General features: G+C 45.7%; 10 protein-coding genes. 6 read left to right on the top strand and 4 right to left on the bottom strand.

Annotated features, from left to right (window positions below):
* Positions 1–306: 306 nt before the first annotated feature.
* The 3 genes from EXN75_RS10010 to purL form a co-directional block, all read right to left on the bottom strand.
* Entirely contained in the window at positions 307–879 is a 573-nt protein-coding gene (locus tag EXN75_RS10010) for a chromate transporter (RefSeq protein ID WP_134843688.1), read from the bottom strand.
* Positions 880–1,530: 651 nt separating this feature from the next.
* Positions 1,531–2,082, bottom strand: a complete 552-nt coding sequence (locus tag EXN75_RS10005; protein ID WP_134843687.1) for a chromate transporter — start codon at positions 2,080–2,082, stop codon at positions 1,531–1,533.
* A 19-nt stretch (positions 2,083–2,101) separates the two neighbouring features.
* Positions 2,102–5,887 carry a phosphoribosylformylglycinamidine synthase gene (gene purL, locus EXN75_RS10000; RefSeq protein WP_118119272.1) on the bottom strand — a complete coding sequence of 1,262 codons (3,786 nt, stop codon included), beginning with the start codon at positions 5,885–5,887 and terminating at the stop codon, positions 2,102–2,104.
* A gap of 354 nt (positions 5,888–6,241) precedes the next feature.
* Here purL and EXN75_RS09995 point away from each other — a divergent pair, with 354 nt between their 5' ends.
* The gene (locus tag EXN75_RS09995; protein ID WP_118119270.1) at positions 6,242–7,099 is read left to right on the top strand and encodes an OmpA/MotB family protein; all 858 of its coding nucleotides are present in this window, start codon (positions 6,242–6,244) and stop codon (positions 7,097–7,099) included.
* A gap of 276 nt (positions 7,100–7,375) precedes the next feature.
* Positions 7,376–8,587, top strand: a complete 1,212-nt coding sequence (locus tag EXN75_RS09990; RefSeq protein ID WP_134843686.1) for an NADP-dependent isocitrate dehydrogenase — start codon at positions 7,376–7,378, stop codon at positions 8,585–8,587.
* A 78-nt stretch (positions 8,588–8,665) separates the two neighbouring features.
* On the opposite strand, the gene EXN75_RS09985 is transcribed toward EXN75_RS09990, so the two are convergent.
* The gene (locus EXN75_RS09985) at positions 8,666–8,908 is read right to left on the bottom strand and encodes a helix-turn-helix domain-containing protein (RefSeq protein ID WP_022111086.1); all 243 of its coding nucleotides are present in this window, start codon (positions 8,906–8,908) and stop codon (positions 8,666–8,668) included.
* Positions 8,909–9,445: 537 nt separating this feature from the next.
* Here EXN75_RS09985 and EXN75_RS09980 point away from each other — a divergent pair.
* From EXN75_RS09980 to EXN75_RS09965, 4 genes are all read left to right on the top strand, one after another.
* Complete coding sequence (locus tag EXN75_RS09980; RefSeq protein WP_022111090.1) at positions 9,446–10,141, top strand: response regulator transcription factor; 696 nt, start codon at positions 9,446–9,448, stop codon at positions 10,139–10,141.
* Positions 10,142–10,159: 18 nt separating this feature from the next.
* Positions 10,160–11,653, top strand: coding sequence for a sensor histidine kinase (locus EXN75_RS09975; protein WP_134843685.1), 1,494 nt, complete (start codon positions 10,160–10,162; stop codon positions 11,651–11,653).
* 414 nt (positions 11,654–12,067) lie between these two features.
* A complete protein-coding gene (locus tag EXN75_RS09970; protein WP_134843712.1) occupies positions 12,068–14,200 on the top strand; it encodes a Tex family protein in 2,133 nt (710 codons plus the stop codon).
* A 7-nt stretch (positions 14,201–14,207) separates the two neighbouring features.
* On the top strand, positions 14,208–14,492 hold the full coding sequence (locus EXN75_RS09965) for a hypothetical protein (RefSeq protein ID WP_246031361.1): 285 nt from the start codon (positions 14,208–14,210) through the stop codon (positions 14,490–14,492).
* Positions 14,493–14,680: the final 188 nt, after the last annotated feature.

Here is a 14,680-nt window from a genome sequence, read left to right as displayed (position 1 = left end):
GTAAAGTTCAACCCTTCACCACCCTTCATCTTTTTCTTGATTTAGCCCCTCTTATGACTCCATCCAGTCGTCTATTAAGACTATAACTTGCCTTCATAGACGACAGCCTTAGGCTTCATAGACGATTCATCTTGAGGTGAAGGCCGATGAAGGGTGGTGAAGGGTGATTTTTAGTTATTTTGTTTGTAATCACTTGTATATCAGATGATTATGTTGGTATGATGAAGGGTGATGGGTTTTCTCCGTTTCGCTTTTCAAATTTTCGACTTTTATTTATTACTGTCAAATAACATAGTAAGATTTTGTTTAATATAGTAATACCAGTCCGGCGAAAGCTGAGTAGAGTATCATTCTTATCGGATTGATCTTCATTACCTTCACGCCGATAAAGGTGGCAAAGAAGAGGGCGATGGAGATGTAGAAATGCCAGGGATTCTCTGGAGTAGAGAAATTTTCTGGAGTCATCAGGAGCAGGGCTGCGGCGCCTACCAGGCCCACGATGCATGGGCGCAAACCGATGAAGATGCTCTGCACCATCGATGTGTTCATATATTTATACAGCATTTTGCTGATAAGAATCATCAAAATCAAAGAGGGGAGAACCAGGGCAAAGGTTGCCACGGCACTTCCGAGTATGGCCATCATGCCGCCCATGCCTGCATTGTGCACAGCGGTATAGCCGCAATAGGTAGCAGAGTTGATGCCGATAGGTCCCGGTGTCATCTGCGAGATGGCCACCACATCGGTAAACTCTTGCATCGTCATCCAATGATACTGCGTAACCACCTGTCCCTGAATCAGGGAAATCATGGAGTAGCCACCTCCGAATCCGAAGATGCCTATCTGAAAGAATACGATGAAAAGTTGAAGAAATATCATAGTTTATTCTTTTTTTAATTGCAAATGTACTGATTTTCTTGATTACCGCCAAATTATTTTAAAAAACTTTACGCTCTTTTTGATAAATAAGTGTAATTTCCTTGCTGTTATTGGAAAAAAGTTGTAAATTTGCACGTGAAAAGCTGGAAAAAAGTTGCAACTTAAAGCCTGAAAAGCTGGAAAAAAGTTGCAAATAAGTATCCGAAAACCTGGAAAAAAGTTGTAAGAATGTTTTTTAAATTTAGCAGTATCTTTAATAGTCCAATTCAGAGCATTGATTTCTTCATCATTATGTTTGTCAATGTAGTTCTTGTACCATAGAATTACATCACAAAGCTGGAGAGCATAGCTCTTTCCTTGTTTATTGGCATGGTATCTGTTAGTATATTTTTTACTTTCTTTTATTTTCGAATAGTTGAAGCTGGCGACTTAAATCCTCTTCTGAAGGGAGAGCTTCACGTATTTTCTTGATACGTACCTTGTCATAAGAGGCAACTCCCATTTTTGGGGAATGTTCGGTTTCTTGAATTTCTGCACCAAGTTGTTGCAGCTTCGTATTTAGTTTATTATCAGAGTTTTGTAATTCTCCACCAAGTTGGTGGAGTTTTTCGTTCGCTTTGTTTGTGGAATAAAAAAGATACCATTTTTTAATTACTCCGTCGGTTGGATAAACTGTCCATAGACGTATCCACCTAAGGCAGCTACGATAATTACCCAGATAGGGTTGACGCCCATCAGCCATATCAGGAGGGCAGATAAGATAGGAACCCAGCAGTTGACGAACGAGATGTGGGCACTCTTGGCCAATGAAAAGGTAGGAACAGCTATCAGAGCCACGACGGCAGGACGGATACCTGCAAACATCGCCGCAACCACCTTGTTGTCCTCAAACTGATGGAAAAACATAGCAATCGCTAATATAATAAGGAAGGAAGGCAACGAAGCGCCGAGGGTGCAGACAATGGCTCCCGGTGTCTTTGCCAACTTATATCCGAGCAGGGAACTCATGTTGATGGCCAAGGCGCCCGGACAAACCTGGGTAGTAGCGATGGCATCTAAAAATTCCTCCTTCGTCATCCAATGATGCTTATCGACGACTTCGGATTCTATAATAGGAATCATGGCATAGCCACCCCCAAAGGTGACTATGCCAATCTTCATAAATGTTTTGAATAATGTAAGATAACTTACGCTATTATTCATTGTTTACCTTTTTACTTTTTTACTTTTTAAAAGCTCTTTCTTCAATCCACTGACGTGCATTGACAAATGCCTCAATCCAAGGAGTTACCTCGTCGTTGCGGCGATCAGCTGGATACCAAGCGTTCTGCCATGGGAAGATAGCACGCTCCAAGTGTGGCATCATAGCCAAGTGGCGGCCATCTGCAGAGCAGATACCTGCTACGTTGTAGTCACTGCCGTTTGGATTGCCTGGATACTCAGCATAGTTGTACTTCGCAATCACATTGTAGTGATCCTCTGGCTCTGGCAAGTAGAAACGACCCTCACCGTGAGCTACCCAGATACCAAGCTTGTCACCGCTGAGGCTACCAAACATCACACTTTCGTTCTGAGGAATAGTCAGACCGAGGAAGGTGCTCTCAAACTTCTTGGAAGTATTGTGGCAGAGGTGTGAACGATGCTTGTGCTCAGGATTGATGAGGTTCAACTCAACCATCAACTGACATCCGTTGCAGATACCGAGTGAAAGGGTATCCTCACGAGCATAGAACTTGTCGAGTGCCTCCTTAGCCTTAGGATTGTAGAGGAATGCACCAGCCCAACCCTTGGCAGAACCGAGAACGTCGGAGTTAGAGAAACCACCGCAGAATACGATGAAGTTCACATCCTCCAAAGTTTCACGACCAGAAATCAAGTCGGTCATCATTACGTCCTTCACGTCGAAGCCAGCGAGATACATAGAGTAAGCCATTTCACGCTCACCATTAGTACCCTTCTCACGGATGATAGCTGCCTTGATGCCTGATGGAGTGCGACGGTTAGCGTCGAGGCCATAGCTTGCGAGAGTGCCCTTGAAGCCGTAGCCGAAGTTCATCTCGATAGGCTGCTTCTTATAGTTGGTGTAGCGCTTCTTAGCCATACCATTCATGCTCTGCTTGCGGTCGAGGAGGTAAGATGTCTTATACCAGTCGTCGCGCAAAGCGTCGATATCAAACTCGTGCTCGAAGCCTTCCTTCTTGATGATGATCTTGCGGAGCTCAGGAGCAGGATAACCAATCTTAGCATAGCCGATACCGTTCTCATCGAAGAATGCCTTCAACTCGTCCTTGTGAGCATCGCTTACCTGAATAACAACACCTGGGTTCTCAGCGAAGAGAGTCTTGATGATGTCAGCATCAGCGATGTCGTGGAGGTTGATCTTCATACCACCCTCTACGTTGGCAAATGTCATCTCGAGGAGAGTAGTAATCAAACCACCGGCACTGATATCGTGACCAGCCATTACCCAACCGCGGTTGATGAGTTCCTGTACAGCGTTGAAGCAGTCAACGAAGTACTCTGGGTTCTTTACGGTAGGAACATCGCTGCCCACCTTGCCCAAGCTCTGAGCGAAGGCAGAACCACCGAGACGCTGCTCGTCGAAGCTGAAGTCGATATGATAGAGGCTTGAGTTCTTGTCGTTGACGAGAACAGGACTAACCACCTTCTTGACATCAGAAACCTCACCACCAGCACTTACGATGACGGTACCTGGAGCGATGATCTTCTCACCGTTAGGATACTGCTGGGTCAATGAGAGAGAGTCCTTACCTGTTGGTACGTTCACGTGGATGGCACAGCAGAAGTCTGACAAAGCCTTCACGCCCTCGTACAAACGAGCATCCTCACCCTTCTGGCTGCGGCAAGGCCACATCCAGTTAGCAGAGAGGCTGATGCTGTCCATACCATCTGCCAAAGGAGCCCAAACGATATTGGTCAATGACTCTGCTACAGAGAGTACAGAACCAGCCTTAGGATCAGCCAAACCAGCCTGAGGAGCATGACCCATAGCAGTTACGATACCCTTCTCGCCACGATAGTCGAGTGCTACAACACCACAGTCGGAGAGTGGCAACTGAATCTGACCCTGGCACTGCTGACGGGCAATCTTACCAGTTACGGAACGGTCCACCTTGTTGGTCAACCAGTCCTTACAAGCTACAGCCTCCATCTGGAGAACACGCTGCAAGTACTCGTCGAGGTTGTCGGCAGAGTAAGTTACATCTTCATATTTACGCTCTACGGTCTCATCCACCATGACAGTCTTAGGAGTATGACCGAACATCTGAGCCACGTCGAGGTCGAATGGCTTCACACCGTCAGCCTGCTTGAAGCTGAAGTGAGCATCGCCAGTAGTCTCACCTACCACGTACATTGGAGCACGCTCACGGTCGGCAATCTTCTGTACCTCTTCAATATATTTTTCGTCGATGAGCAAGCCCATACGCTCCTGACTCTCGTTGGCGATGATTTCCTTAGCGCTCAAGGTCTTGTCACCGATAGGCAACTTAGCCATGTCGATTTCGCCACCGCACTCTTCTACCAACTCAGAGAGACAGTTCAAGTGACCAGCAGAACCGTGGTCGTGGATGCTGACTACAGGGTTCTCGTCGTTCTCAACGAGTGCACGAACCAGGTTGTAAGCGCGCTTCTGCATCTCAGGGTTGGCACGCTGAACAGCGTTCAACTCGATACCGTTGCTGTAACGACCTGTATCTACAGAAGAAACAGAACCGCCACCGAGACCGATGCGATAGTTATCACCACCTACTACGACCACCTTGTTGCCCTTCTGTGGCTCGCCCTTCTTATAGTCACGCTTCTTGCCGTAGCCTACACCACCAGCGAGCATGATCACCTTGTCGTAAGCATACTTCTCACCGTTCTCCTGGTGCTCGAAAGTAAGCACAGAACCGGTGATGAGAGGCTGACCGAACTTATTACCGAAGTCAGAAGCACCGTTAGATGCCTTGATGAGAATCTGCTCAGGAGTCTGATAGAGCCATTTGCGCACAGGCAGGATATCTTCCCAGTCGCGCTCCACATCGCTCTTACCGTTGTCATCCTTCAAACGAGGATAAGCAGTCATGTAGCAGGCGGTACCTGCGATAGGCCATGAACCTACACCACCACCCATACGGTCGCGGATTTCACCACCAGTACCCGTAGCAGCACCATTGAAAGGCTCTACAGTAGTAGGGAAGTTGTGGGTTTCAGCCTTCAGGGAGATGACACTCTCGATGTCCTTCACCTGGAAGAAATCGCTGGTAGTCTGGTCAGCAGGAGCAAACTGCTCGATGACAGGACCCTGAGAGAAAGCCACATTGTCCTTGTAGGCAGAGAGAATCTTGTTAGGGTTCTCATTGGTGGTCTTCTTGATCATGCTGAAAAGAGAAGACTCCATCTCCTTGCCGTCGATGATAAACTGTCCGCCGAAAATCTTGTGACGGCAGTGCTCAGAGTTGATCTGTGCAAAACCGAAGATTTCACTGTCGGTGAGCGGGCGTCCATTCTCCTTCTCCAGCTTGTGGAGATAAGCCATTTCGTCTTCGCTGAGAGCAAGACCTTCTTCCTCGTTGTACTTTTCGAGGTCATCTACATACTTGATAGGTTCAGGCTCGTGGTTGACGGTGAACACATCCTGTCCGATACCGTTGTACATGCGCTGGAGCATAGGATCGTGCTCCGCATCCTCGCTATCAACAGGGAAATACTCCTCAATACGCGAAATGCCGTTAAGACTCATGTTCTGAGTAATCTCAACGGCATTCGTACTCCAAGGAGTAATCATTTCACGGCGTGGGCCGACATAGAAGCCCTGCAATTGCTGGGCGTCCTCTAAAGTCGCATCACCATAAAGCCAACAAAGTTCATTGATTTCGTCCTGAGAAGGCTTGTGGTCAATCTCGGTCGCAATCACACTCTTAGATGGAGTTCTGAAAAAAAGAATCATACTTATTTCTCTTTTTATATTGTTAATGTATTTATTCTTTCGGTAAGGATACATGGCCTATGTATCGCTTTTCGAGTGCAAAGATAATACAAATTAAAATAAGGACAAAATAAAACGCTTGTTTTTTTATATTTTTAGGTATGTTGCCCAAACTGTGTGCTTTCACAGAGCAGGAAAATCTGCTGAATGAAGACGCTAATTTGTTAAAAATGAGTGAGAAAGATGAGAAAAACAGAAAAAGTGGTTAAAATTATCTAAATGGGTTTGACAAAAGTGGTTTATTCAAGTCTTATTCGTAACTTTGCAAACGAAAAGCAGCGTGTGAATTTTTATTCATCGTGTATGGATTCATTATATTTAGTAATTCAGTAAAATATCGACTATCGGAAAAATTAAAAACCAGAAAATATGAAGCAGAACAAATTTTTAGTAATGGCTTTGATGGCTGGCGCATTGTTGGCCACAAGTTGTGCAAGTAAGAAGGAACTTCAGAATTGCCAGAACGAGAACAAGGAGTTGTCAAGCAACTATCAGAATACAAAGGAGCAGTTGGCTGCTTCTCAGGCTCGTGTAACAACTCTCGAAGATCAGCTTGCTCAGATGAAGAAGGACTATAAGTCTATGCAGAATGCGCTCGACAAGAGTTTGAACAACGCAAGTCAGAACAACATCAGCATCGACAAGCTCGTTGACCAGATCAATGAGTCTAACCAGTACATCCGCCACTTGGTAGAGGTGAAGAGCAAGAGCGATTCTCTCAACATGGTGCTTACCAACAACTTGACCCGCTCTCTCAGCAAGGACGAGTTGAAGGAGGTTGACGTACAGGTAATGAAGGGTGTGGTTTACATCTCTTTGGCTGACAACATGCTCTACCAGAGCGGTAGCTATGAGGTAAACAGCCGTGCTCAGGAAACTTTGAGCAAGATTGCCAAGATCATCATGGACTACAAGGACTACGATGTTCTCGTAGAGGGTAATACAGATAACGTACCAGTTAGCACTACAAGTGCCAAGATGAAGAACATCCGCAACAACTGGGACCTCTCTGCTCTCCGTGCATCTTCTGTAGTACAGTACTTGCAGGATCACTTCGGCGTAGATCCTAAGCGTTTGACCGCTGGTGGCCGTGGTGAGTACAACCCTGTAACTACCAACGATTCTGAGGTTGGCAAGCAGCGCAACCGCCGCACTCAGATTATCATCACTCCTAAGCTCGACCAGTTCATGGACTTGATCGACAAGGCTCCAGAGAGCGATAAGTAAATCGGAGACTTTTTAGAGTATCATAAGTAAAATTTAGGAAGCACCAGTGGGCTTAGGCTCATTGGTGCTTTTTTAGTATTACAGGTGCTTTTCTGTATAAATATACTTAAAATAAGAAAGAAAGACTCAAAGTTTGTGTCGCTTTGAAAGAAAAATGGCGGTTTTCTTTCTCTTTTGAGATTTATTTATTAATTTTGCAATCAAATTATTAAGCGCCCGTCGCTAAGTGGTTATAAATTGTAATTTATTAATAATACATATATAGGTATTTCGCTTATGGAAAAGATTCAGATGACAACTCCTTTGGTGGAGATGGATGGTGACGAGATGACAAGAATCCTCTGGAAGATGATCAAGGATGAACTGATCCTTCCTTTCGTAGATTTGAAGTCAGAGTATTATGACCTTGGTTTGCCTTACCGTGACAAGACCAATGATCAGGTGACTATCGATTCTGCTGAGGCTGCCAAGAAATATGGTGTAGCCGTGAAGTGTGCTACGATTACTCCTAATGCCCAGCGTATGGACGAATATCATCTCCACAAGATGTGGAAGAGCCCTAATGGCACTATCCGTAGCATCATGGATGGTACTGTGTTCCGTGCTCCTATCACGATTCCAAGCATTCACCCTTGCGTGAAGAACTGGGAGAAGCCGATTACCATCGCCCGTCATGCTTACGGTGATGTATATAAGAGTGTGGAAATCCGTGCTGATGAGCCGGGAGTTGCCAAACTCATATTCGAGGGTAAGAGCGGAAAGAAGCAGGAGGTGGAGATTCACAACTTCGAAGGTGCTGGCGTTATTCAGGGTATGCATAATACCGACAAGAGTATCCGCAGCTTTGCTCATAGCTGTTTCAAGTTTGCCATCGATACCAAGCAGGATTTGTGGTTTGCTACCAAGGATACCATTTCCAAGACTTACGATGCACAGTTCCGCAAGATTTTCGAGGAAGTGTATGAGAGCGATTACAAGGAGAAGTTTGCAGAGCTCGGCATTGAGTACTTCTATACATTGATTGATGATGCCGTGGCTCGTGTTATCCGCAGCAAGGGTGGATTCATCTGGGCATGCAAGAACTATGATGGTGATGTGATGAGCGATATGCTCAGTACAGCCTTCGGTTCTTTGGCGATGATGACCTCCGTATTGGTTTCTCCAGACGGCAAGTATGAGTACGAGGCAGCTCATGGCACAGTAACCCGCCACTACTACCGTTATCTGAAGGGCGAAGATACATCTACCAACCCTATGGCAACAATCTTTGCATGGAGCGGTGCGTTGAGAAAGCGTGGCGAGTTAGATGGCATTCAGGCATTGCAGAATTTCGGCGACCAGTTGGAGGCAGCTTGCTTCGATACGCTGAATGATGGTATCGCCACCAAGGACCTCGTCAACCTTATGGAAGGTGTAGAGGCAAAGGCAGTCAACTCAGCCGGCTTCATTGCAGCCATCCGTGAGAGATTGGAGAAGAGATTAGCATAGTATGATTTGTATATATATATAATAAAGGTGACAAAGGCATAGAAACCTTTGTCACCTTTATTTTTTAGTGAAAACTAATTAACCGTTTACCTGCTTCTTGTATTCCTCAGACAACAAGTCGAAGAAATTATAGCCGATTACCTTGCAGATATGCATGAGCATACCTGTGTCGATAGTAGATTTGCTATAAATCTTATAAATGTTGGTTCTGTGGCAACCAAGTTGCTTTGCGAGCCATACTGTTGTTTTTCCTTGTCTTTTGAGTTCCTGTTTTATGCGTTCCCCAATGACCAAGGAGCAATTGTTAGTTTGATCTGTCATTTTCTTATTCTCTTTAAATACTAATAAATTCAATATGGATGCAAAATTACGAAATAAGATTGTAATCAAACGAATTTTTTGGTAGCTAATGTGACGACACGCTATTAAAAAAGTATAAATGCGGAAAACAAATGAAAACCCTTCGTTCCATTTGTTTTGCTTACTGACACATTTTTCCTCAATTTTCTATCTTTTTTATGTCTATTTTGTTTCGGTTTACATTTTATACACAAGAAAAGTACAAATCATCTGTTGTACGTAATTGTAATTTCCTAATTTTGCACCCAGTTAAGGCACACAGCCTAAAAACTATGCGATGCGGCTACAGAAAGCTACACATTATTATATATAAGATATAAGGCTTTTCTAAAAACGCGTAAGCAAACAAGATCTCTAAGAATGATTCCCCGTCACATCTTTTACTTGTTTTTGAAATGAAATTGTAATAGAATGTAATGCGTGTTACAGATTTTTTGTCGTATCTTTGCACCCGAGGAAAGCCCTCAGACTATATATACATTATTATATATTATAAAGATGGACGAAAAGAACTATAAAATCCTTGTGGTGGATGATGAGCAGGACCTCTGTGAGATTCTGAAATTTAACTTGGAAACCGAGGGGTATCTGGTAGAAACTGCCAACTCGGCTGAGGAAGCTCTGGAGAAAGACATTGCTTCCTACGACCTCTTGCTGCTTGATGTGATGATGGGAGGTATGAGCGGATTCCAGCTGGCGAAGAAACTCAAGGAGAATGTGGCTACGGCTCAGATTCCTATTATATTCCTGACGGCTCGCGATACAGAGAACGATACCGTTACCGGTTTCAATCTCGGGGCTGACGACTATATCTCCAAACCTTTCTCTATCCGTGAGGTGATGGTGCGTGTGAGGGCTGTCATCCGCCGTACTGCTGATAAGCAGGGCAAGGATGCTGAACCTACCATCATCAGCTATCAGGGATTGGTGCTCAATATCGACAAGAAGACGGTGAGCATTGATGGAGAGGATGTGCCTTTTACCAAAACAGAATTTGAATTGCTCCGACTTCTCCTGGAAGAGAAGGGTAGAGTGTTCTCCCGTCAGGAACTCATCGACCGCGTATGGCCTAAGGATGTGCTCGTGCTCGACCGAACAGTGGATGTCAACATCACCCGTATGAGAAAGAAAATCGGAAAGTTTGCGAAGTGCATCGTCACCCGACTCGGCTTCGGATATTATTTTGATGCGTGATAAGAAAGGATTTTATCTATGCTGAAAATACAAAAAACGAAATCTAAAGTTGGGCGAAAACTGTATCTCATGGTGCTGACGGTGTTCCTTGTGTTCGCTGTCAGTTTTATCATGTTCCAGCAGACTCGTGAGAAACAGTATAAGATCAGTACGCTCACGATGAAACTGGAAAACTACAACGCCCTTTTGGAGGAGGATCTTTCGCTGGCTCATGATAGAGGAATCATCTTGAGCAACGGCGATAGTCTGGAGACTCTGCCCAGCGTGAGTCGCTCGAAACTCGTCGTGGCGGAAACCAAACTGAATGCTTTCATCCGTGAACATGAAAGCAAGGATCTGCGTGTTACCCTGATAAGGCCCGACGGCAAGGTGGTGTACGACAATATGAGCAAGCACTATGACCATTTTGCCAATCACTTGAACCGCAAGGAGATACAAGAGGCGCTGAAGAATGGACAGGGATCGAGCGTGGAACGAGAGTCGAAGACCCTGAAGCAGGATTACTTCTATGTGGCTTCCTATTTCCCTGTCGACTCTATCATCATCAGAAGTGCCTTGCCTTATAATGATGATCTCTCTAAATCGCTGCAGGCTGACCAGCATTACATCTGGTTTGCCGTTTTCGCCATCATCATCCTGACCATCGTACTCTACCGATTCACCCATCGGTTGGGCAAGAATATTGCTAAGCTCCGCATCTTCGCCTACAAGGCTGATCACAACGAGAGTTTAGAGATAGAGGATCTGGCTAAATTCCCGGATGATGAACTGGGTGAAATTGCTGAACGCATCATCAAGATGTATAAGCGTATCCAGACCACCCGAAGGGAACAGGATATCCTGAAACGGCAACTGACGCAGAATATCGCTCATGAACTGAAGACTCCGGTGGCGAGCATTCAGGGCTATCTGGAGACGATACTCGACAATCCGCATATCAGCGAGGAGATGAAGGAGCAGTTCCTGCAGAGATGTCATGCGCAGAGCGAACGGCTTACCTCTCTGCTGAGAGACATCTCGACGCTGAACAGACTGGATGACGGTTCGGACATGATAGACTTCGAGGCGGTGGATATCACGAAGATGGTGAGAGACATCATGAGGGAAACGGCGCTGGAAAGGGAGGAGCACAAGATGGGGTTCCACAACCTGCTACCTGAGCGCATCGTGGTGAAGGGAAACCGCAGTCTGCTCTATAGTGTGTTCCGCAATCTTACTGATAATGCTATTGCCTATGCTGGTGATGGAACGACCATCACGTTGGAGGGTAAGGAAATGGGCAACAAGTGGCACTTTGTCTTCAGAGATAATGGTCAGGGTGTGCCGCAGGAGCATATCGCCCGCCTCTTCGAACGCTTCTACCGTGTGGATAAGGGAAGGAGCCGAAAAATGGGCGGAACGGGACTGGGGCTTGCCATCGTGAAGAATGCCGTGCTGCTGCATGGGGGAACCATCCGGGTGAATAACTTGCCAGAGGGTGGTTTGAAATTTGAGTTTACTATCAAGAAATAAATCTTAAAAGTCGCAAGGAGTTTCGTCTTTGCGACTTTTTTTATGTACCTTTGCATCTCTATAAATTGCTTTATTTTTCAATTGAAGCTCAAAAATCTGTTTGAAATATTTGGAGAATTCAATTATTCGTTGTACTTTTGCGAATGTAATTTAAATATGTGTGAAAATGGAACTGAATAAAGAATTGGGCAAATGGCTTTTATTTCATAAAAATAAAAAAATATGATGACTATTGTTGTGTGCATATTCGTATGCGTTTTGGCAATTACGGCTTATACTTTAGGTATATACCAGGACAAAAAAAGTTGAGAAAGCAATTCTTAAATAAAAGTAAGGAGCGAAGGGTGCCTGATGACACTCTCCGCTTTTTATTTCCAGAATAAATCGTATTATTTGGAAAAATATAATATAATGATGAATCAATTTACTAAGATTATCGCAGCGCAGCTCAAACTGAGAGAGCAGGCTGTCGAAAATACATTGGAACTGCTCGAAGAGGGCTGTACTATCCCTTTCATCTCCCGATACCGTAAGGAGAAGACGGGTAATATGGACGAGGTGAACATTGAAGCCATCGCCCAGGCTAACGATAAACTCAAGGAGATGGCAAAACGTAAGGAAACCATTCTCAAGACGATCGATGAACAGGGAAAACTGACGGATGCACTCAAGAAGCGTATCGAGGAATGCTGGGACGCTACGGAACTGGAAGACATTTATCTGCCTTTCAAACCGAAGCGCAGAACCCGTGCACAGATTGCTCGTGAGGCGGGATTGGAACCTTTGGCACAAACTCTGCTCTTCCAGCGTGAACGTAATATCATGCAGGTGGCTAAGAAATATGTGGGTGACAAGGTGGCTGATGTTGATGCTGCCATTCAGGGTGCCAAGGATATCATCGCAGAAATGGTGAACGAGAGCGAGGAGAGCCGCAATGCCATCCGTGGGGAGTTCAGACGTGGCGCCATCATCACTTCCAAGGTGGTGGCTAAGAAGAAGGATGAGGAAGAGGCTCAGCGATTCTCTGATTATTTCGACTTCTCGGAACCTCTGAAGCGCTGTTCTTCTCATCGCCTGCTGGCTATGCGTCGTGGAGAGGCTGCCGGTATTCTGCGTGTCAGCATCTCTGCTGATGACGAACAGTGTACGGATAAGTTGAAGCGCCATTACGTACATGGTTATGGGGAATGCCAGACCTTGGTAGGCGAGGCTGTGGATGATGCTTTCAAGCGTCTGCTGAAACCAAGTATCGAAACGGAGTTTGCTGCATCAAGCAAGTTGAAGGCTGACGAGGAGGCTATTCTGGTATTCGCTGAAAACCTGCGTCAGTTGCTCTTGGCAGCTCCGCTCGGACAGAAGAGAGTAATGGCAGTGGATCCAGGTTTCGCCAATGGTTGCAAGACGGCCTGTCTGGATGCACAGGGCAATCTCATCCATCATGAAATCGTATTTCCTCATCCTCCTCGCAGCAAGCGCAGCGAGGCTACTGCAGCTCTGCAGCGCATGGTGAAGATGTATCATGTGGAGGCTATGGCTGTGGGCAATGGTACGGCGAGCCGTGAGACGAGCGACTGGCTGCACGAAATCGCTTTCGATCATCCTGTGGATATCTATGTGGTAAGCGAGGATGGTGCTTCCATCTATTCGGCTTCCAAGATAGCCCGTGATGAATTCCCGGATGAGGATGTGACGGTGCGTGGTGCGGTTTCTATCGGCCGTCGCCTGATGGACCCTCTGGCGGAGCTGGTGAAGATTGATCCTAAGAGCATCGGTGTGGGACAGTATCAGCACGATGTGGATCAGAGTCAGTTGAAGAAAAGTCTGGATACGGTGGTGATGAGCTGCGTGAACTCTGTGGGTGTCAATCTGAATACGGCTTCGCAGCATCTGTTGACCTATGTGAGTGGCCTGGGTCCTACGCTTGCCAAGAATATCGTGGAGTATCGCAGGGAGAATGGTGCTTTCGCTTCCCGTGCCCAGTTGAAGAAGGTGCCTCGTCTGGGTCCTTCGGCTTACGAGCAGTGTGCTGGTTTCTTGCGTATTCCTGGTGCCAAGAATCCGCTTGATAACAGTGCCGTGCATCCAGAACGCTATGCGCTGGTAGAGACGATGGCGAAAGATCAGGGCGTGACGGTGAAGCAACTCGTAGAGGACAAGGCTCTGCAGAAGAAAATAGATATCAAGAAATATGTGAGCAAGGAGGTGGGTATGCCTACCTTGACTGATATCATGGCTGAGTTGGACAAGCCAGGACTGGACCCTCGTGGCGAGGTGGAGAAATTTGAGTTTGATGCTTCCATCAAGACGATTGAGGATTTGCAGGAGGGCATGGTTGTGCCGGGCATCGTGACCAACATCACCAAGTTTGGTGCCTTTGTGGATATAGGTGTTCACAATGATGGTCTGGTTCATGTTTCTCAGATGGCAAACCGCTACATCAGCGATCCTTCAGAGGTTGTGAAACTCCATGAGCATGTGATGGTTCGTGTGGCTGAGGTGGATTTGAAGCGCAAGCGCATCGGACTTTCGATGAAAAATGTCAAGTAAATATAATATGGATAAAACTCTTATAGATGATAAGCAGAAAATGGCTGAGATCGGACGTGACTGTATCGAGTCGGCTTATTGCTTTATTCACCAGAAACTTCGTGTATATGAATTTTCCAACAACCCTACGCAGCGGGATGATATCGAATACGCAATTGCTCAGTATGTGGAGGGTATGAATCCGGCGCTATATCAGTTGCTTGCTGGCGGTAGGAAAGAGTTCTTGCTCGATCATACCAGATTTGAGGAGGATATGCGCGAGGCACAGGAAAAACTTGAGGGAATGATGTAATGTCATTCCCTTTTTCTATTCTTTTTCTCTTAGCCCACATTGCAGCAGCCTTTAGTAACTACTCTTTTACCTTTGCACCCAGAATCAAGTAACATGGATTTGGTTAATTGGTGTTAAGGTGTACTATTAACTACTCTAGCAAATAGCTATGTGCTGATTTAGTCCTTCACCATCCAAATCCTTTTTCT

Source organism: Segatella hominis (assembly GCF_004535825.1).
Lineage (GTDB): Bacteria > Bacteroidota > Bacteroidia > Bacteroidales > Bacteroidaceae > Prevotella > Prevotella hominis.
Note: the sequence above shows the minus strand (reverse complement) of the source record. Positions and strands in the feature narration are given on the sequence as shown.

What these genes read in the sequence shown, in the direction of transcription:
- EXN75_RS09980 (WP_022111090.1), top strand. Translation starts at nt 9,446, where the DNA reads ATGGACGAAAAGAACTATAAAATCCTTGTGGTGGATGATGAGCAGGAC.
- EXN75_RS09965 (WP_246031361.1), top strand. Translation starts at nt 14,208, where the DNA reads ATGGATAAAACTCTTATAGATGATAAGCAGAAAATGGCTGAGATCGGA.
- EXN75_RS09990 (WP_134843686.1), top strand. Translation starts at nt 7,376, where the DNA reads ATGGAAAAGATTCAGATGACAACTCCTTTGGTGGAGATGGATGGTGAC.
- EXN75_RS09975 (WP_134843685.1), top strand. Translation starts at nt 10,160, where the DNA reads ATGCTGAAAATACAAAAAACGAAATCTAAAGTTGGGCGAAAACTGTAT.
- EXN75_RS09985 (WP_022111086.1), bottom strand. Translation starts at nt 8,908, where the DNA reads ATGACAGATCAAACTAACAATTGCTCCTTGGTCATTGGGGAACGCATA.
- EXN75_RS10010 (WP_134843688.1), bottom strand. Translation starts at nt 879, where the DNA reads ATGATATTTCTTCAACTTTTCATCGTATTCTTTCAGATAGGCATCTTC.
- EXN75_RS10005 (WP_134843687.1), bottom strand. Translation starts at nt 2,082, where the DNA reads ATGAATAATAGCGTAAGTTATCTTACATTATTCAAAACATTTATGAAG.
- purL (WP_118119272.1), bottom strand. Translation starts at nt 5,887, where the DNA reads ATGTATCCTTACCGAAAGAATAAATACATTAACAATATAAAAAGAGAA.
- EXN75_RS09970 (WP_134843712.1), top strand. Translation starts at nt 12,068, where the DNA reads ATGAATCAATTTACTAAGATTATCGCAGCGCAGCTCAAACTGAGAGAG.
- EXN75_RS09995 (WP_118119270.1), top strand. Translation starts at nt 6,242, where the DNA reads ATGAAGCAGAACAAATTTTTAGTAATGGCTTTGATGGCTGGCGCATTG.